This window comes from Actinomadura xylanilytica, from assembly GCF_030283145.1.
In the GTDB taxonomy this organism is placed as follows: Bacteria; Actinomycetota; Actinomycetes; order Streptosporangiales; family Streptosporangiaceae; genus Spirillospora; species Spirillospora xylanilytica.
In genome coordinates, this window is record NZ_JASNWE010000006.1 from 165,412 (window position 1) to 181,119 (window position 15,708).

Annotated in this window: 14 protein-coding genes; 3 read left to right on the top strand and 11 right to left on the bottom strand. The window is 74.6% G+C overall.

The window, feature by feature from the left end:
• Nucleotide 1: 1 nt before the first annotated feature.
• The gene (locus QP090_RS34995; RefSeq protein ID WP_285944028.1) at nucleotides 2-607 is read left to right on the top strand and encodes a site-specific integrase; all 606 of its coding nucleotides are present in this window, start codon (nucleotides 2-4) and stop codon (nucleotides 605-607) included.
• Here the strand turns inward: QP090_RS34995 and QP090_RS35000 are convergent.
• Nucleotides 595-2,079, bottom strand: coding sequence for an aldehyde dehydrogenase (locus tag QP090_RS35000; protein ID WP_285944029.1), 1,485 nt, complete (start codon nucleotides 2,077-2,079; stop codon nucleotides 595-597). The genes QP090_RS34995 and QP090_RS35000 overlap by 13 nt on opposite strands.
• A gap of 115 nt (nucleotides 2,080-2,194) precedes the next feature.
• Between QP090_RS35000 and QP090_RS35005 the strand changes: the two genes are divergently transcribed.
• The gene (locus QP090_RS35005; protein ID WP_285944030.1) at nucleotides 2,195-2,821 is read left to right on the top strand and encodes a pyridoxamine 5'-phosphate oxidase family protein; all 627 of its coding nucleotides are present in this window, start codon (nucleotides 2,195-2,197) and stop codon (nucleotides 2,819-2,821) included.
• Between the two features lie 15 nt (nucleotides 2,822-2,836).
• Here the strand turns inward: QP090_RS35005 and QP090_RS35010 are convergent, their stop codons facing one another.
• From QP090_RS35010 to QP090_RS35030, 5 genes are all read right to left on the bottom strand, one after another.
• Nucleotides 2,837-4,069 (bottom strand): DUF8814 domain-containing protein, encoded by a 1,233-nt coding sequence (locus QP090_RS35010; protein WP_285944031.1) that lies wholly within the window; start codon nucleotides 4,067-4,069, stop codon nucleotides 2,837-2,839.
• 228 nt (nucleotides 4,070-4,297) lie between these two features.
• A complete protein-coding gene (locus QP090_RS35015) occupies nucleotides 4,298-4,489 on the bottom strand; it encodes a DUF5302 domain-containing protein (protein WP_285944032.1) in 192 nt (63 codons plus the stop codon).
• A 153-nt stretch (nucleotides 4,490-4,642) separates the two neighbouring features.
• A complete protein-coding gene (locus tag QP090_RS35020) occupies nucleotides 4,643-6,094 on the bottom strand; it encodes a pyridoxal-dependent decarboxylase (protein WP_285944033.1) in 1,452 nt (483 codons plus the stop codon).
• 156 nt (nucleotides 6,095-6,250) lie between these two features.
• Nucleotides 6,251-7,753: an FAD-dependent monooxygenase gene (locus QP090_RS35025; RefSeq protein WP_285944034.1), complete on the bottom strand. Its 1,503-nt coding sequence runs from the start codon at nucleotides 7,751-7,753 to the stop codon at nucleotides 6,251-6,253.
• 287 nt (nucleotides 7,754-8,040) lie between these two features.
• On the bottom strand, nucleotides 8,041-8,781 hold the full coding sequence (locus tag QP090_RS35030) for a GntR family transcriptional regulator (RefSeq protein WP_285944035.1): 741 nt from the start codon (nucleotides 8,779-8,781) through the stop codon (nucleotides 8,041-8,043).
• A gap of 260 nt (nucleotides 8,782-9,041) precedes the next feature.
• On the opposite strand from QP090_RS35030, the gene QP090_RS35035 reads away from it, so the two are divergent.
• Entirely contained in the window at nucleotides 9,042-9,734 is a 693-nt protein-coding gene (locus QP090_RS35035; RefSeq protein ID WP_285944036.1) for a GntR family transcriptional regulator, read from the top strand.
• Between the two features lies 1 nt (nucleotide 9,735).
• Here the strand turns inward: QP090_RS35035 and QP090_RS35040 are convergent, their stop codons facing one another.
• The 5 genes from QP090_RS35040 to QP090_RS35060 are packed head-to-tail and all read right to left on the bottom strand — an operon-like array spanning nucleotide 9,736 to nucleotide 15,606.
• A complete protein-coding gene (locus QP090_RS35040; RefSeq protein WP_285944037.1) occupies nucleotides 9,736-10,566 on the bottom strand; it encodes a TIGR03619 family F420-dependent LLM class oxidoreductase in 831 nt (276 codons plus the stop codon).
• A gap of 4 nt (nucleotides 10,567-10,570) precedes the next feature.
• Nucleotides 10,571-12,676: an acetate--CoA ligase family protein gene (locus QP090_RS35045; protein ID WP_285944038.1), complete on the bottom strand. Its 2,106-nt coding sequence runs from the start codon at nucleotides 12,674-12,676 to the stop codon at nucleotides 10,571-10,573.
• Nucleotides 12,673-13,629, bottom strand: a complete 957-nt coding sequence (locus QP090_RS35050) for an acyl-CoA dehydrogenase family protein (protein ID WP_285944039.1) — start codon at nucleotides 13,627-13,629, stop codon at nucleotides 12,673-12,675. The genes QP090_RS35045 and QP090_RS35050 overlap by 4 nt, the downstream gene beginning before the upstream one ends.
• Nucleotides 13,626-14,771 carry an acyl-CoA dehydrogenase family protein gene (locus QP090_RS35055; protein ID WP_285944040.1) on the bottom strand — a complete coding sequence of 382 codons (1,146 nt, stop codon included), beginning with the start codon at nucleotides 14,769-14,771 and terminating at the stop codon, nucleotides 13,626-13,628. Before QP090_RS35055 ends, QP090_RS35050 begins: the two co-directional genes overlap by 4 nt.
• Nucleotides 14,761-15,606 carry an enoyl-CoA hydratase gene (locus tag QP090_RS35060; protein WP_285944041.1) on the bottom strand — a complete coding sequence of 282 codons (846 nt, stop codon included), beginning with the start codon at nucleotides 15,604-15,606 and terminating at the stop codon, nucleotides 14,761-14,763. Before QP090_RS35060 ends, QP090_RS35055 begins: the two co-directional genes overlap by 11 nt.
• Between the last annotated feature and the right edge of the window lie 102 nt (nucleotides 15,607-15,708).

Sequence of the window (15,708 nt, forward strand, 5' to 3'; positions counted from 1 at the left end):
GGTGGCGGTCAAGCGCTCGCGGGCGATGGGGCTGGAGCTGGACGCGATCGACTTCCAGCGCCGGGAGGTCGACATCTCCCAGCAGCTCAAGGCGGTGTCCGGCCGCAAGCCCTACCTTGCACTCCCCAAGACCAAGACCTCGATGCGCACCGTGGAGCTGCCGGAGGTGACTGCGGTCGCGCTGGCTCGGCACATCGAGCAGTATCCGCCCGTCGAGGTCGAGATCGTGGACGAGACCGACCCGCGCCGGCCGCGGACCCGGATGGCCAAGCTGGTCTTCCTGTGGGGAGGGGACGCAGGCGCCCGGACGAAGAACCTCACGCCGATCTACCGGTCGAGCTGGTCTCGCCCATGGAAGCCGGCCGCCCGCGCCGCCGGAGTGCCGGAGGGGGTGGGCCTGCACTGCCTCCGGCACTACTTCGCGACCCTATTGATCCATCAGGGCGCTAGCGTCAAGACGGTGCAGCTTGCTCTCGGGCACGCCAACCCTATGATCACCCTGAACGAGTACGTCGGCGAATGGCCCGAGGCATACGAGAGGACCCGCTCGATCGTGGACTCAGCCCTCGGTCATGTGCCCCGGTTGTGCCCTGCTCAGGTGCTCTGAGCACCCCACTGCTGGCTGTAGGGCTGCTGCTCGTCCATCCCCCAGTACACGCTCTTCTGCCGCATGTAGGCGAAGATCCCCTCGCGGCCCTTCTCCCTGCCGAGGCCGCTGTCCTTGAAGCCGCCGAACGGGGTGGAGATGCTGAACTGCTTGTAGGTGTTGACCCACACGGTGCCCGCGTCGATCCGGCGGGCCACCCGCCACGCGGTCCGGTAGTCGCCGGTCCAGACGCCGCAGGCGAGCCCGTACACGGTGTCGTTGGCCTGCGCCACCAGGTCCTCCTCGTCCTCGAACGGCAGCGCGACCAGCACCGGCCCGAAGACCTCCTCCTGGCAGATCGCGGCGGAGTTCGGCACCCCGTCCAGGATCGTCGGCAGGTAGTAGGCGCCGCGTGCGTACGCCTCGCCGTCCGGGGTCCGGCCGCCGCAGCGGACCCGCGCGCCCTCGTCCCGGGCCCGGTCGACCATGGCGGCGACCTTGTCGCGGTGCGCGTGCGCGACCATCGGTGCGACCTGGGTGGCGGGGTCGGTGCCGGGGCCGATCCGCAGCCGTCCGGCCCGGCGGACCAGCTCGCCGACGACCTCCTCGTAGATCGAGGCGTGCACGAACGCCCGCGAGCCGGCGATGCAGCTCTGCCCGGACGAGGAGAAGACCCCGAACAGCAGCCCGGCCAGCGCCTGCTCGCGGTCGGCGTCCGGGAACACGATCGTCGGCGACTTGCCGCCGAGCTCCAGCGACACCGGCATGATCTTCTCGGCCGCAGCGGCGCCGATGGCGCGGCCGGTGGTGGTGCCGCCGGTGAAGGACACCTTCCCGACGCCCGGGTGGCGGACGATCGCGTCGCCGATGATCCGCCCCGGGCCGGGCAGCACCGACAGCAGGCCCGGCGGCAGCCCCGCGTCCGTGATCAGGCGGCCCAGGGCCAGCGAGACCAGCGGCGTCCACTCGGCGGGCTTGAGCACCACCGCGTTGCCCGCCGCGAGCGCCGGGGCGACCTTCTGCGCGTCGCTGGCGATCGGCGAGTTCCACGGGGTGATGGCACCGACCACGCCGACCGGCTCGTGCACGCTCATCGTGAGGTACGGACCGCGCGAGGGCGTCAGCGCGCCCTCCAGGGTCTCCAGGGCGGCGGCGAAGTAGCGGAAAGTGCCCTGCGCGCTGGCGACGAGGGCCCGCGTCTCGTTGATGGACTTGCCCGTGTCCGCGGTCTGGAGGGCCGCGATGTCGTCGGCCCGCTCGGCGATCAGGTCGGCGATCCGGACGAGGTACCGCGCCCGCTCGTGCGGGAGCAGATCGCGCCAGGCCGGGTCCGCCGCCGCCGCGGCCCCGGCCCGGACGGCCTCGTCCACGTCGGCGACGCCGGCACCGTGCAGCCGGGCGAGCACCTCGCCGGTCGCCGGGTCGCGGGTCTCCAGCACCTCCCCGCCGCCCCGCCGCCACCGGCCGCCCACCAGGATCTCGTCCGCGAACACGGCGCCCCTTCCTCCACAAAAGCCTTGGACCTAAGATTTATCACTACGCGAAAGCTTATGTCCAAGATGAAGCGCCGGATATCATGATCTTCTGATCACCGGCGGAAGGACGATCATGGCCGACTACGAGGAGATCGGCTCCGCGGCGGAGCTGCGCGAGCTGCTCGGGGACCCGCTCCCGCGGGTCATCGACAAGGACCGGTCCCGCCTGCACGCCCGCGACCGGGAGTGGCTCGCGCAGTCGCCGTTCTGCCTGATCGCCACCAGCGCCGCCGACGGCACCTGCGACGTCTCCCCCAAGGGCGACCCTCCCGGCTTCGTCCACGTCCTGGACGACGGCACCATCGCCGTCCCCGACCGCCCCGGCAACCGGCGCGCCGACGGGTTCCTCAACATCCTGACCAACCCGCACGTGGGGCTGATCCACATCATCCCGGGGCGCACCGAGACGCTGCGGATCAACGGCCGCGCCCGGCTGGTCCGCGAGGCCCCCTTCTTCGACGCCATGACGGTCAAGGGGCACCGGCCGAGGCTGGCCCTGGTCGTCGACATCGAGCAGATCTTCTTCCACTGCGCCAAGGCGTTCATGCGCTCGGCGCTGTGGAAGCCCGAGACCTGGGAACCCGACGCCCTGCCGTCGCACGCGCGCCTGGTCAAGGAGGTCCAGCGGATCGACCAGAGCCTGGAGGAGCTGGAGCACTACTACGGCGCCGCCTACGCCAAGAAGCTCTACGCGGGGTAGCCCGGCGCCCGGGCCTCAGCAGGCGGGGGCGGCCGGGGCGTCGGATTCGGTGTGGACGTAGGCGGCGGGCACGTAGTGGCCGGGGCCGATCCGGTTCCACATGTCGCTCGTGCCGTAGGTCCCGGTCACGCTCTGCCCCCGGACGTGGCACTGGACGACGACGTTGGCGAGGTTGGCCGCGACCCCCGTTCGGGCCGAGCCGGCGCTCGCCGCCGCCCGCAGCGGCACCGGGGCGCCGGCCGTGCGGACGACGCCCCTGGCCCCGGCGCCCGTCCACATGTACGTCACGTTCACCCAGGAGTTGTCGGTCAGCCCGAGGCCGTCCCAGAAGGTGCCGTCGGCGAGGTCGATGCCCGCCGGGTTGGCGACCTGGCGGCCGAACTCGTCCGTCCCGCCGTTGTAGCCGTCCTGGTAGGCGGCCTGCGACTCGGGCCGCCCCTGCGGCAGGTCGTTCCACATCTCGCGGGTCGCGGACGGGTTCCAGTAGTCGTCGTGGGTGTTCCAGGGGCCGACGTCCCACACCGGCGCGTACTCGCACAGGCTCCCCGACGCCGTGCACACCTGCACCGAGTACTCGCCGGAGCCGTTCCCCGACAGGCCGCGCCGCGACGGCAGCGCGACGAAGTGGTCCCGGTCGGTGATGACGTGCCCGTTCGCGGTCGTCCCGCCGACGAGCCCCTCCCGGGTCGCGAACACCTGGTAGGTCTGCGCGGCCGTGGTGCGGGGCGCCTTCGCGGCGATCCGGTCGCCGGTCAGCCGGACGGCCGACACCGACGGGGCCGTCCGGCCCGGTGCCCCGGTGAGGACCACCCGCGCCTGGATCCGCCGCGACTCCGCCGGCAGGGCCGTCCCGGCCGGGGTCCACTCGGTCCACACGCCGGCGCCCGTCCGGGCCCGCACGTCCACCTGGACGGGCCCGGCGCCGGTCACCTGGGCGGTCACCCGGTTGACGGGCTCGGCCAGGTCACGGGGCGCGAGCATGAGCTGCCCGGCCGCCGTCGCCCCGCGCAGCGAGGCGGGGCCGGTGCGGCCGGAGGCGAGCCGCAGCGCCTTCCCGTCATGGCGGACGTTGACGTCATCGCCGTCGACCGCCGACAGATCGGGCGACCAGCCGGTACCGGCGGCCTGGACGGACGGCGCGGCATGCGCGGCGGCCCCGGGGAGGGCGGCCAGCAGGGCGGCGGCGGCAGTGGCGGTGGCGGTGAGCGTCAGGGCGGGGACGGTGCGTCTGCGGGGTGTGGGGAGCATGCAAGGAGAGTGATTCGGGGGCCCCGGTCGTGCAAGACCGAGATCTCCACGAATCGCGCCGCCCCGTTTCGGCTTGCCTGCTCCGCTCCGCAGGTCAGCCCGCCCCGAGCGCCGCCCGACCATGCCGTCGGACCGGCGGCGCAAACCCCTCGGGAACGCTCCCGCCGTCCGCGACGGCGGGCGGGTGACCCCCACCGGGAGCGGGGGTCACCGTGATGCGGTTCGCGCTCAGCCGCTCTTGCGGCGGAACTGGCGCTGGTGGTCGGCGCGCTCGTGCACGCCGCGCACCTTGGAACCGTTCTTGCCCGCGCCACCGGCGTTCTTGTCCGCCGCCGCACCGCGCTTGCGCTCAAGAGCCTCCTTGAACCTGCGCTTCACGTCGTCCTGATCACCTTCACGTTCTTCTGCGTTATCGGCCATGCGGACCTCCAGCTCTTCGTTAGGGGCCCCTCAAGCTTCACATACCCGGGGACCGGATGCCCGCGCACCCGGCCCAGGAAGATCACAACGGGGATCTCCCCATCATCAGGCCATCGGCGGACAGATCGTCCCGAAATCGATGGCCGTGCCCCCTCAGGCTCCGGCGCGGGCCTCCTCGGTGATCCGCCGCCAGGCCGCCCACACGTGCTCCGCACCCGTCGCGGGGGCGCCGATCGCCATCCGCAGCAGGACCCGTCCGCCCACCTTGGTGTGGGTGAGGTAGAGGTCGCCGGAGGCGTTCAGCCGCCGCATCAGCTCCAGCGTGGCCGTGTCGGCCTCGGCGTCCGGCAGCCCGTCCCAGCGCGGGCGGAAGCACACCAGCCCGAACGGATGGTGGTCGTGCAGCTCGAAGGCGGGATCCTCGCGGATCCACGAGGCCAGTCCGGCGGCGAGCCGAATCCCCGTGCGGACGTGCTCGCGCAGCCCCTCGGCCCCGTACCAGCGGATCACCGACCACAGCTTCAGCGCCCGGAACCGCCGTCCCAGCGAGATCTGCCAGTCCCGGTAGTCGATCACCTCGCCGGACGCCGACGCCTGGTTGCGCAGGTACTCGGGCAGGATCGACAGCGCGCCGATCAGCGGGGCCCGGTCGGCCACCCACAGCACGGTGCAGTCGAAGTTGGTCAGCAGCCACTTGTGCGGGTTGGTCGCGTACGAGTCGGCGTTCCCTGCGAGGCCGTCGTTGACCCAGCGCAGCTCGGGGCAGACCGCCGCGACGCCCGCGTACGCGGCGTCCACGTGCAGCCAGACGCCGTGCCGGCGGCAGACCTCGCCGATCCCGGCCACCGGGTCGACCGCCGTCGTGGAGGTGGTGCCGACCGTCGCGCACACCAGCACCGGCAGCGCGCCCGCCGCCGCGTCCTCGGCCAGCAGCGCGTCGAGGTGGGCGGGGTCCATCGCGAGCGTGGCCGGGTCGACGTCGACCGTCCGCACGTTGCCCGCGCCGATCCCGGCGATCCCGGCGGCCTTCTCCATCGCCGAGTGCGTCTGCGAGCTGATGTAGAGCGTGTGGCGGCGCGTGATGCCCTCGCGCCCGGCGGCCCCGCCGTCGGCGCGGCGCAGCGCGGCGAGGACCGCGACGAGCGCGGCGCTGGACGCCGAGTCCTGGATGACGCCGCCGCCCGCCCCGCCGCTGCGGAAGCCGGCGGGCAGGTCGAGCAGCTCGGCCAGCCAGTCGGTCACCCGCGTCTCCAGCTCGGTGCAGGCCGGGCTGGTCGCCCACAGCATGCCCTGGACGCCGAGGCCGGCCGACAGCAGGTCGCCGAGGATCGCGGGCCCGGACGCGTTCGCCGGGAAGTAGGCGAAGTAGCTCGGATGCTGCCAGTGCGTGACCCCCGGCATGATCACCCGGTCGAGGTCGGCGAGCACCGCCTCGAACCCCTCGCCGTGCTCGGGCGGGTGCTCGGGCAGCGCCTCCAGTACCTCGCCCGGCCGCACCCGCGACAGCACCGGATACGACTCGATCTTCTCCTGGTAGTCGGCGATCCAGTCGACGACCTGCCTGCCGTACCGGCGGAACTCCTCCGGCGTCATATGCCCGCTCATCCGGCAATGAGACCACATATGCGGGTTCGCCTCGCCCGCCCCGGGACGGTGCCGCTCAGAGCATCCGGATCTCCACGATGTCGACCGTCCGGACTCCCTCCATGACCTCGGTGACGGTCAGCCGGGCCGCCAGCCTGGAGCGGCCCTCCCCCTGCCTCACGCCCACCGCTGATGCGAGGGCTGCTCGGCGGCGGCGCCGCACCAGCGGGTGAGCGCGGCGCGGATCTCGGCGGCGCGCCGGTCGGGCGCGGTCTCGTCGGTCGCCCAGGCGATGTAGCCGTCCGGCCGGACGAGCACGGTGGACCCGGTGGACCCGGTGGCGACCGCGCCGCGTACCCGGCCGGCCCATCCCCTGAACGTCAGGTAGGTCACGGCGGGGTCGTTGACGGCGGCGACGAGGACGAACCGGCCCTCCCGCAGCGCCTCGTACAGCCGGCCGGGCTCCCCCGCCAGCCGGACGTCGGGGGCGCGGCGGCCGGTCAGCCGGTGCGCGCCGCGCGGGGCCGGGTAGGCGATGTCGATCCCCGAGACCGTCCCGGCCATCCGCCTGGCCACCGGCGGCATGCGGGTGGCGGCCACCATGGCGGCGCCCCGGACGGCGCGCAGCGGGCGCGGCTCGAGCAGCAGCATCCGCAGCAGCGCGCCGCTGACGCGCAGCACCTGGCGGCCCACCGGAAGCCGTTCGTCCTCGTAGGTGTCCAGCAGCCCGTCGGGCGCCCGGCCGTGCAGTTCGGCCGCCAGCTTCCAGCCCAGGTTGGCCGCGTCCTGGATGCCGGTGTTCATGCCCAGGCCGCCCGCCGGGGAGTGCGCGTGCGCGGCGTCGCCCGCGAGGAACACCCGCCCGGACCGGTACCGCGGGGCCTGCCGCTCGTCGCTGTGGAACCGCGAGGTCCACCGGGTCTCGCCGACCCCGAGGTCGGCGCCGAACACGCGCCGGGCGACCTCGCGCAGTTCGGCCGGGTCGACCGGCTCGGAGTCGGGCACCTGGTGCCGCCGGTTCCAGGCGACCAGCCGGTACCAGCCGTCGCCGTACGAGGCCAGCAACGCGAACGCGTCGCCGACCCCGCGGCCGGTGAGCGCCTCGCGCGGCACGCCCTCCACCCGCACGTCGGCCAGCATCACCGACCGCACCGCCGACCGGCCCGGGAACGGCAGGCCGAGCTCCTCCCGGACGGTGCTGCGCACCCCGTCGGCACCGACCAGGTACGCCGCGCGGCGGGTGTGCACGCCGCCCGGGCCGGTCCGGACGTCGACGTCGACGCCCTCGGCGTCCTGCCGCAGCGCGACCACCTCGGCGCCGCGCTCGATCCGGGCGCCGGCCGCGCGGGCCCGCTCCTCCAGCACCCGCTCGGTCTCGTACTGGGGCGTGACCAGCACGAACGGGAAGCGTCCGGGCAGCCGCGACAGGTCCAGCCGGCTGCCGCTGAAGATCTGGAACCTCCGCACCCGCTCGCCGGTGGCGATCAGGTGGTCGGCGATGCCCCGGGCGTCGAGCGCCTCCAGCGTGCGGGCGTGCACGGCGAACGCACGGGTGAGCCCGGAGCGCTCCGCACGGCGCTCCAGCACGGTGCACCCGACCCCGGCCACCGCCAGGTCCCCGGCGAGCAGCAGGCCCGTCGGACCCGCCCCGGCGATCAGTACTTCCCCGCTCGGTGCCATCCGGTCCTCCTTCGGCGGCGTCCGAGGCCGCCACCGGGTCCCTTCCCCGCGCCCGGGGGTTCGCACGTGTCCGCGCGGACGGATCGGCCCCGCCGGCCGTGGACGCGCCGGCCCTAGGGCCTGTCTCAAAGTGCCTCGGCCGTCGCGCGAGCGCGCCACCTGGCCGGTGGGGCGAAGCCGGAGGCGAGCCCCACCGGCCAGGTCGCGAAGCGATGCAGCGCTCGCCCAAGAACGGTCGGCGTCCGAGCCGCCAGGCGAGGACGCCGGGCCGGGCTTTGAAACACGGCCTAGCCCACGGGCCGCCGGCGCGGGGTCTCCAGGCCGAGGTGGATGCGGTAGCGGTCGGCGCGGTAGACCGCCATCGCGACCTCCACGCAGACGCCCCGGCTGAAGGTGCGCTGCTGGAGGAAGAACACCGTGGCGCCCGCGTCGATCTCCAGCAGCCGGGCGTCCTCGGCGCCGGCCGGGCCCGCCTCGATGGTCTGCTCACCGGCGTCCATCACGATGCCGTACGCGTCCTCCAGCACCCCGAACAGCGAGGTGTTGGGCGGGCGGCGCTCCAGCAGGCCGGGCGCCAGCGACGCCAGGATGTGCGAGCGCTCCACCGCCATCGGTTCGCCGTCGGCCAGCCGGAGCCGCTCCAGCGCGTGCACCCCGGCGTCGCGTTCGGCGCCGAACAGCCGGGCCAGCCGGGCGCCCGCCGGAACGGTGGCGGCGGCCAGGTCCAGCGAGCCGGGCCGCAGCCCGCGGGCGCGCATGTCCTCGGTGAACGAGACCAGTTCCTTGGGCATCTGCACCTTGGGCCTGGCCACGAAGGTGCCCTTGCCCGGGATGCGGCGCAGCCGGTCCTCGGCGACGAGCTGGTCGACCGCCTGCCGGACGGTCATCCGGGACACCCCGTACAGCTTGCACAGCTCGCGTTCGGACGGGACGGGCGCGTCGACCGGCAGGCGGTCCTGCTCGATCAGGTCGAGCAGGATCGCCCGAAGCTGGAGGTACTTCGGCAGTGGTCCGGAGGGATCGATCACCTCCAATACATATCCGATCCCGCGCGAAACCTCCCGGGGGAGGGCCGGGTACGGCCGTCTCGGCGGGGTCTCAGCGCGTCCGGAGGCGTGCGGCGACTGTCCGCGCGAGCCGCTCGGAGATGGCGTCCTCCCGGTCGAATGTGCCGATGACCGGGAGGACGCGCGCATCGGCATCGGTGCGTCCCGCTGGCGGCGGATGCGGCGGGCTGGCAAGATGTTCCCAGGATCATGCTTGATGCATGAGATGAGAGGAACTCTCCGTGGCCGACACCTCACCCGCGCACCGGGTCCGGGACCGCCCGCAGCTCAGCGACGAGGCCGCCGCGTACGGGCGGGAGCTGATCATGTCCGGCCAGGTCCGGCCGGGCGAGTACGTCCGGGTGGAGCGGATCGCCGCCGACCTGGACATCAGCATCACCCCGGCGCGCGAGGGCCTGATGGCGCTGCGCGGCGAGGGCTTCGTCGAGCTGGCCCCGCGCAAGGGCTTCGCGGTGTCCACGCTACGCCGTCAGGACGTGCGCGACATCGCCTTCGCCCAGGGCGTCCTGGCCGGCGAGCTGGCGGCCCGCGCGGCGCGGAACCTGGCGCCGGCGACGCTGGCCGAGATCGAGCGGGTGCAGGAGTCGATCGAGCGGGACGCGGGCTCGGACCGCCCCGAGCGGATCGACGAGCTCAACTACCTGTTCCACCGCGAGATCTACCTGGCCGCCGACGCCCCCAAGCTCACCTGGATGATCGACACGGCGACCAAGTACACCCCGCGTCGCTTCCACGCCGTGATACCGGGCTGGAACCGGATCGCCGTCGAGGACCACCGGGTGGTCCTGGCGGCGCTGCGGACCCGCGACCCCGAGGCGGCGCGGGCCGCGATGAACGACCACATGGCGCACTCGGGCACGCTGCTGGTGGAGCACCTCGAAGGCCGCGGGTTCTGGGCCGCCCAGGACGCCTGACTCAGCCGCTCAGGCCCGCGCCCGCGGCGTAGCGCTCCAGCGCGGCGGCCCGGCTCAGGCCGGGGTGGAGCGCCCATGGCCGCACCCGGACGGCGTCCGCCCCGGCCCGCGCGAGTGCGTCCAGGTCGCCGGGGCCCTCGCTCCACGCGACGACCTCGAACGGGCCGGTGCGGCCCGCGTCCGCCCGCGCCTCCCGCAGCCCGGCGACGGCGGCGGCGAGTTCGGCGGCGGGCCCGGCGGGGGCGATCCAGCCGTCGCCGAGCAGCGCCGTGCGCCGCAGCGCCCGGGGGCCCGCGCCGCCGACCAGGATCGGGACGGGCGCGGGCGGCGCCGGGCGCATCGTGAACGGCGCCAGGTCGTAGTGCGCGCCGTGGAACTCCACGGTCTCACCCGTCCAGGCGAGGCGGAGGATCTCGATGGCCTCGTCCATCCGGGCGCCGCGCCCGCCGAACGCCTCCCCGGCCAGGTCGAACTCCTCGCGCAGCCAGCCGGCCCCGACACCGCAGCCGATCCGGCCGCCCGACAGCACGGCGGCGGTCGCGACGGCCTTGGCGACCAGCAGCGGCGGGCGCAGCGGCAGCACGTACACACTGGTCAGCACGCGCAGCCGCCGCGTCGCCTGGGTGATCGCCGCGGCGGTCACCCAGGGGTCGCCCCACTCCGGCACGCCCTGCCAGGGCGCGACGCCGTAGGGGTAGGGGGTGGTCATCTCCGCGGGCGCGGCCAGGTGCTCGGCGAGCGAGACGCCGGCGAAGCCGAGCTCCTCGGCCCGCCGGGCGAGGCCGACCACCTCGGGCAGCGGGACCTGGGTGAGGTGCAGGTAGGTCTTCACCCGGTCATCCCAGCATCACCAGGGCATCCAGGGCGACCGCCCCGTCCGGGCCGGCGAGCAGCGGGTTGACGTCGATCTCGGCGATCTCGCCGGCGAGGTCGGCCGCCAGCTCCGAGAGCCCGGACAGGGCCGCCGCGACCGCCGCCTCGTCGGCGGCGGGCCGTCCCCGGACGCCGCGCAGCAGCGCCGCACCGCGCAGCGAGCCGATCAGCTCCCGGGTCCGGGCGGGACCCGCCGGGGCGAGCGCGAGGGCGCTGTCGGCGAGCACCTCCACGAAGATCCCGCCGAGCCCGGCCAGCACGACCGGGCCGAAGACCGGGTCCACCCGGGCGCCGGCGATCAGCTCGACGCCGGGCCCGGCCATCCGCTGGACGAGCAGCCGGACGTCGCGGGCCCCGGCGGCGCGGGCCGCGGCCATCACCTCGGCGGCGGCCTCGCGGACCTCGCCGGGCCCGGTGAGGCCGAGCCGCACGCCGCCGAGCTCGGACTTGTGCGCGACGTCGGCCGACAGCAGCTTCACCGCGACGGGGAAGCCCAGCCCGGCCGCCGCCGCGGCGGCCTCCTCGGGCGTGTCCGCGGCCCGTTCCGGGATGCCCTCGACGCCGTAGAGGGCGAGGAGCCGCTTGCTCTCCGCCTCGTCGAGCTGCCGCCGGCCCTTCCCCCGCGCCCGCTGGACGATCTCCAGCGCGGCGGCGCGGCGCGCGGTGTCCGGCACGTACGCGGCGCCCGCGCCGGCCTCACGATGGGACGCGTGCCGGACGAGCATGCCGAGCGCCTTCATCGCCCGGTTCGCGTCATCGTAGGCGGGGACGCCGAGCGCGGTGAGGCGGCGCAGTGGCGTCCCGTCGCCGCCGGTCCAGGCGACCACGACCGGCTTGCCGGTGCCGCCGGCCGCCGCCGCGACGGCGTCCACCAGCGCCTCGGAGCCGCCCGCGAGCACGCCCAGGTAGACCGCGATCACGTCGGTGCCGGGGTGCGCGCAGGCCACCTCCAGCGCCCGGGTGAGGATCTCCGGCTCGGTGTTGAGCTGGGCGGTAAGGTCCACCGGGTTGACCGGCGACCCGTACGGCGGGACGGCCTCGGCCATCCGGGCCTGCCAGGCGTCGTCCCAGTCGGCCAGCCGCATGCCGTGGCCGGCCGCGAGGTCGGCCATCAGGATGCCCACGCCGCCCGACATCGACAGCACGGTGAGCCCGTCCCCGGCGGCGCGGCGGCCGGCGGTGAGGATCCGGGCCGCGTCGACCAGGTCGCCCATCCCGTCCACCCGGACGATCCCGGCCTCGGCGAACGCGGCGTCGTACACGGCGTCCGCGCCGGTCAGCGCGCCGGTGTGGGAGGCGACCGCGCGGGCGCCCGCGGCCGAGCGCCCGACCTTGACGGCCACGACCGGCTTGTCCAGCTCGCGGGCGCGGCGGGCCGCGCGCAGCAGGCCGGGACCGTCGGCGAGGCCCTCGGTGTAGACCAGCAGCGCGCCGACCTCGGGGTCCTCGGCCAGCGCCGCCATCGCCTCGGCGACCGAGACGTCGGCCTCGTTGCCGGTGTTGACGAACGAGTGCAGGCCGACGCCCGCGTGCTGCGCGGCCGACAGCACGCACGCGCCGAACGCGCCGCTCTGGCTGATCAGCGCCACCGGCCCGAGCACCGGCTCCAGACCGTGCAGGGCGCGGGAGAACGAGGCGACCACGCCGTTCTTCAGCGCCATCGCGCCGATGCAGTTGGGGCCGAGGATCCGCATGCCGGTCCGGTCCGCCAGGGCCGTCATCTCGTCCTGGAGGCCGGTCTCGCCCGTCTCGGCGAAACCGGAGGCGAACACCACGGCCAGCGCCGCCCCGGCCTCGGCGCACTCCTCCAGCGCCGCCATCACGCGCGGCGCCGGGACGGTCAGCACGGCGAGGTCGATGGGCCCGCCGGCCGCGGCGAGGCTCGGATGGCAGGGCAGGCCCTGCACCTCGTCGCGGGCGGGGTTGACGCACACGATCCGGCCCGCGTACCCGGACTCGATCAGCCCGGCGACCGGGCGCCCCGACAGCTTGGCCGGGTCGGCGGACGCGCCGATCACCGCGATGGAGCGCGGCGCGGTGAGCGCGGTGAGCAGGTCGACGGCGGTCACGGCGTCCTCACCGGTTCGCCCTCGGCGCCGAGCAGCAGGTCCGCGACGCGGCGGCGGTGGTGGTCGGCGTCGCCCCACGCGGCGGCGAGCGACCAGGCCCGGCGCAGCCACCGGTGCAGGTCGTGCTCCATCGTGTAGCCGATCGCGCCGTGCACCTGGAGCGCGACCCGCGCCGCGTGCAGCGCCGCGTCGGAGGCCATCGCCTTGGCCGCCGAGGCGTCCCGGGACGCGGTCGGCGCGGCGGCGGCCAGCGAGTGCGCGGCGCGGTGCACGGTCGGGCGGGCGAACTCGACCGCGACGAGCGCGTCGGCGAGCTGGTGCTTGACCGCCTGGTAGGAGCCGATCGCGCGGCCGAACTGCACCCGCTGCCCGGCGTACCGGACGGTCATGTCGATCATTTGGCGGCCGACGCCGAGGAGGTAGGCGGCGGTGAGCGCCGCGCCCCGGTCGGCCGCCTCGGGGCCCTCGGCCAGCCGCACCCCGTCCGGCGCGTCGACGCTGGACAGCCCGCGCGCCGGGTCGATCGAGGGGCGCTCGGCCAGGGCGAACGCGCTGGTGGCGAACCAGGCGCCGTCGCGTTCGGTGAGCAGCAGGCCCGCGCGCGCGGCGTGCACGGCGTGGGGGGTGCCCGGCTCGGTGACCGCGATGAACGCCTCGCCCGCCGCGAGCCTCGGCAGCCATTCGGCGGCGAGGTCCGTCCCGCGCAGCAGCCCGGCGGCGACCGCGGCCTCGACGATCGGCTCGGGCGCGGCGGCGCGGCCGGCCTCCTCCAGGGGCGCGAGCAGGTCGACGTCGTCGCCGCCCGCCCCGCCGTGCTCCTCGGGGACCAGCACCGCCGGGACGCCGAGCTCGGCGAGCCGGGCCCAGCGGCCGTCCCCCTCCGGGACGGCCTCCAGCAGCGCGGCGACGGCCGCGCCGAAGTCCCGCTGCTCGGTGGTGAGGGCGAACCTCATCGCTTGCCTCCCTTGGGTTCGCGCGGGAGCCCGAGCACCCGCTCCGCGATGATGTTGCGCTGGATCTCGTTGGTCCCGCCGTAGATCGGCCCGGCGAGCGCGAACAGGAACCCATCGCTCCACCCGTTGCCGGGCAGCTCGCCGTCCGGGCCGAGCATGCGCAGCGCGGTCCGGTGCAGCCGCAGGTCCAGCTCGGACCAGAAGATCTTGTTGATGCTGGACTCGGGCCCGATCGGCTCGCCCGACTCCAGCCGGGTCAGCGTCTGGAAGGTGAACAGCCGGTAGGCGTCGGCCTCCATCCAGGCCCGCGCCACGTCCTCGCGCAGCGACTCGCCGGGCGCGGCGTCCCGGGCGAGGCCGACCAGGCGGTCGGCGGCGGCCATGAACCGTCCGGGCGAGCGCAGCGTGAGGCCGCGCTCGGAGCCGGTGGTGGACATCGCGACCGTCCAGCCCTCGCCGACGCCGCCGAGGACGCACGAGTCGGGGACGAAGACGTCGTCGAGGAAGACCTCGGCGAAGCCCGGCTCCCCGTCGAGCTGGCGGATCCCGCGGACGGTGACGCCCTCGGCGTCCAGCGGCACCAGGAAGTAGGTGAGGCCGCGGTGCCGGCTGGAGTCGGGGTCGGTGCGGAACAGCCCGAACAGCCAGTGCCCGTAGGTGGCGCGGGAGCTCCAGGTCTTCTGCCCGGACAGCCGCCACCCGCCGTCGCCGCGCTCGGCGCGGCTGCGCACGTTGGCGAGGTCGCTGCCGGCCTCGGGCTCGGACCAGCCCTGCGCCCAGATCTCCTCGCCGCGCGCCATCGGCGGCAGGAACCGGGCGCGCTGCTCGGCCGTGCCGTACTCGAACAGCGACGGGGCGAGCAGGAAGATCCCGTTCTGGCTGACCCGGGCCGGGGCGCCGGCCCGGTAGTACTCCTCCTCGAAGATCAGCCATTCGGTCAGGGAGGCGCCGCGCCCGCCGTGCTCCTCGGGCCAGGTGACGACCGACAGCCGCGCCTCACATAGCCTGGCCTCCCAGTCCCGGTGCAGGTCGAAGCCCTCAGGGGTGTCCATCGACGGCAGCGGGCCCGGGTCGTTGGCCGCCAGCCAGTCCCGGACCTCGGCGCGGAACGCGCGTTCCGCCGGGGTGAATTCAAGATCCATCAGCGGCCTCCTTCATCTTCTTGGGATCCATGCCGCCCAGCGAGTCGGCGGAGGTCTCGGCGTTGTGAGCGTGCGCGAGGTGGTGCAGGCCGAAGACCGAGTCCATCCCGGCCCGCATCCCCTGGAGGTCCTCGGCCTGGTTGACCGCCTTCTTGGTGAGCGCGAGGCCGAGCCGCGGCATCGCCGCGATCCGCTCGGCGAGGGCGAAGGTCTCGGCCTCCAGGTCGGCGCGGGCGACGACCCGGTTGACCCAGCCCAGCTCGTACGCGCGGGAGGCGGGCATCCGGTCGCCGGTGTAGAGGAACTCCTTGGCGATCCGCGGCGGCATCACCCACGGGTGGGCGAAGTACTCCACGCCGGGGATGCCCATCCGCACCACCGGGTCGGCGAAGAACGCGTCGTCGGAGGCGACGATCAGGTCGCCGACCCAGGCGAGCATCAGCCCGCCGGCGATGCACGCGCCCTGCACCGAGACGATCACGGGCTTGGGCAGCTCCCGCCAGCGGCGGCACATGCCGAGGTAGACCTCCGACTCGCGGGCGAAGCGGCTCTCGGCGCCGGCCTTCCCCACGTGGTCCCACCACAGCCCGGCCTTGCGCGGGAACGAGCGGTCGACGTCCCGTCCTGGAGTGCCGATGTCGTGCCCGGCGGAGAAGTGCTTGCCCGCCCCGGCCAGCACGACGACCTTGACCTCGTCGTCCTCGGCCGCGCGGTAGAACGCCTCGTCCAGCGCGTAGGTCATCGCCGAGTTCTGCGCGTTGCGGAAGTCGGGACGGTTCATCGTCACGACCGCGACCGGGCCGCGCCGCTCGTAGTTCACGACGTCCTCGGGCATGGGGCCTCCCTTCTGTGGCGGAAAACTCACTGTAGACAACATCATGCATGATGCACGAGCATGTCAATCCGCACTCTCGACCACCGGGAGTCTGCGTCCACT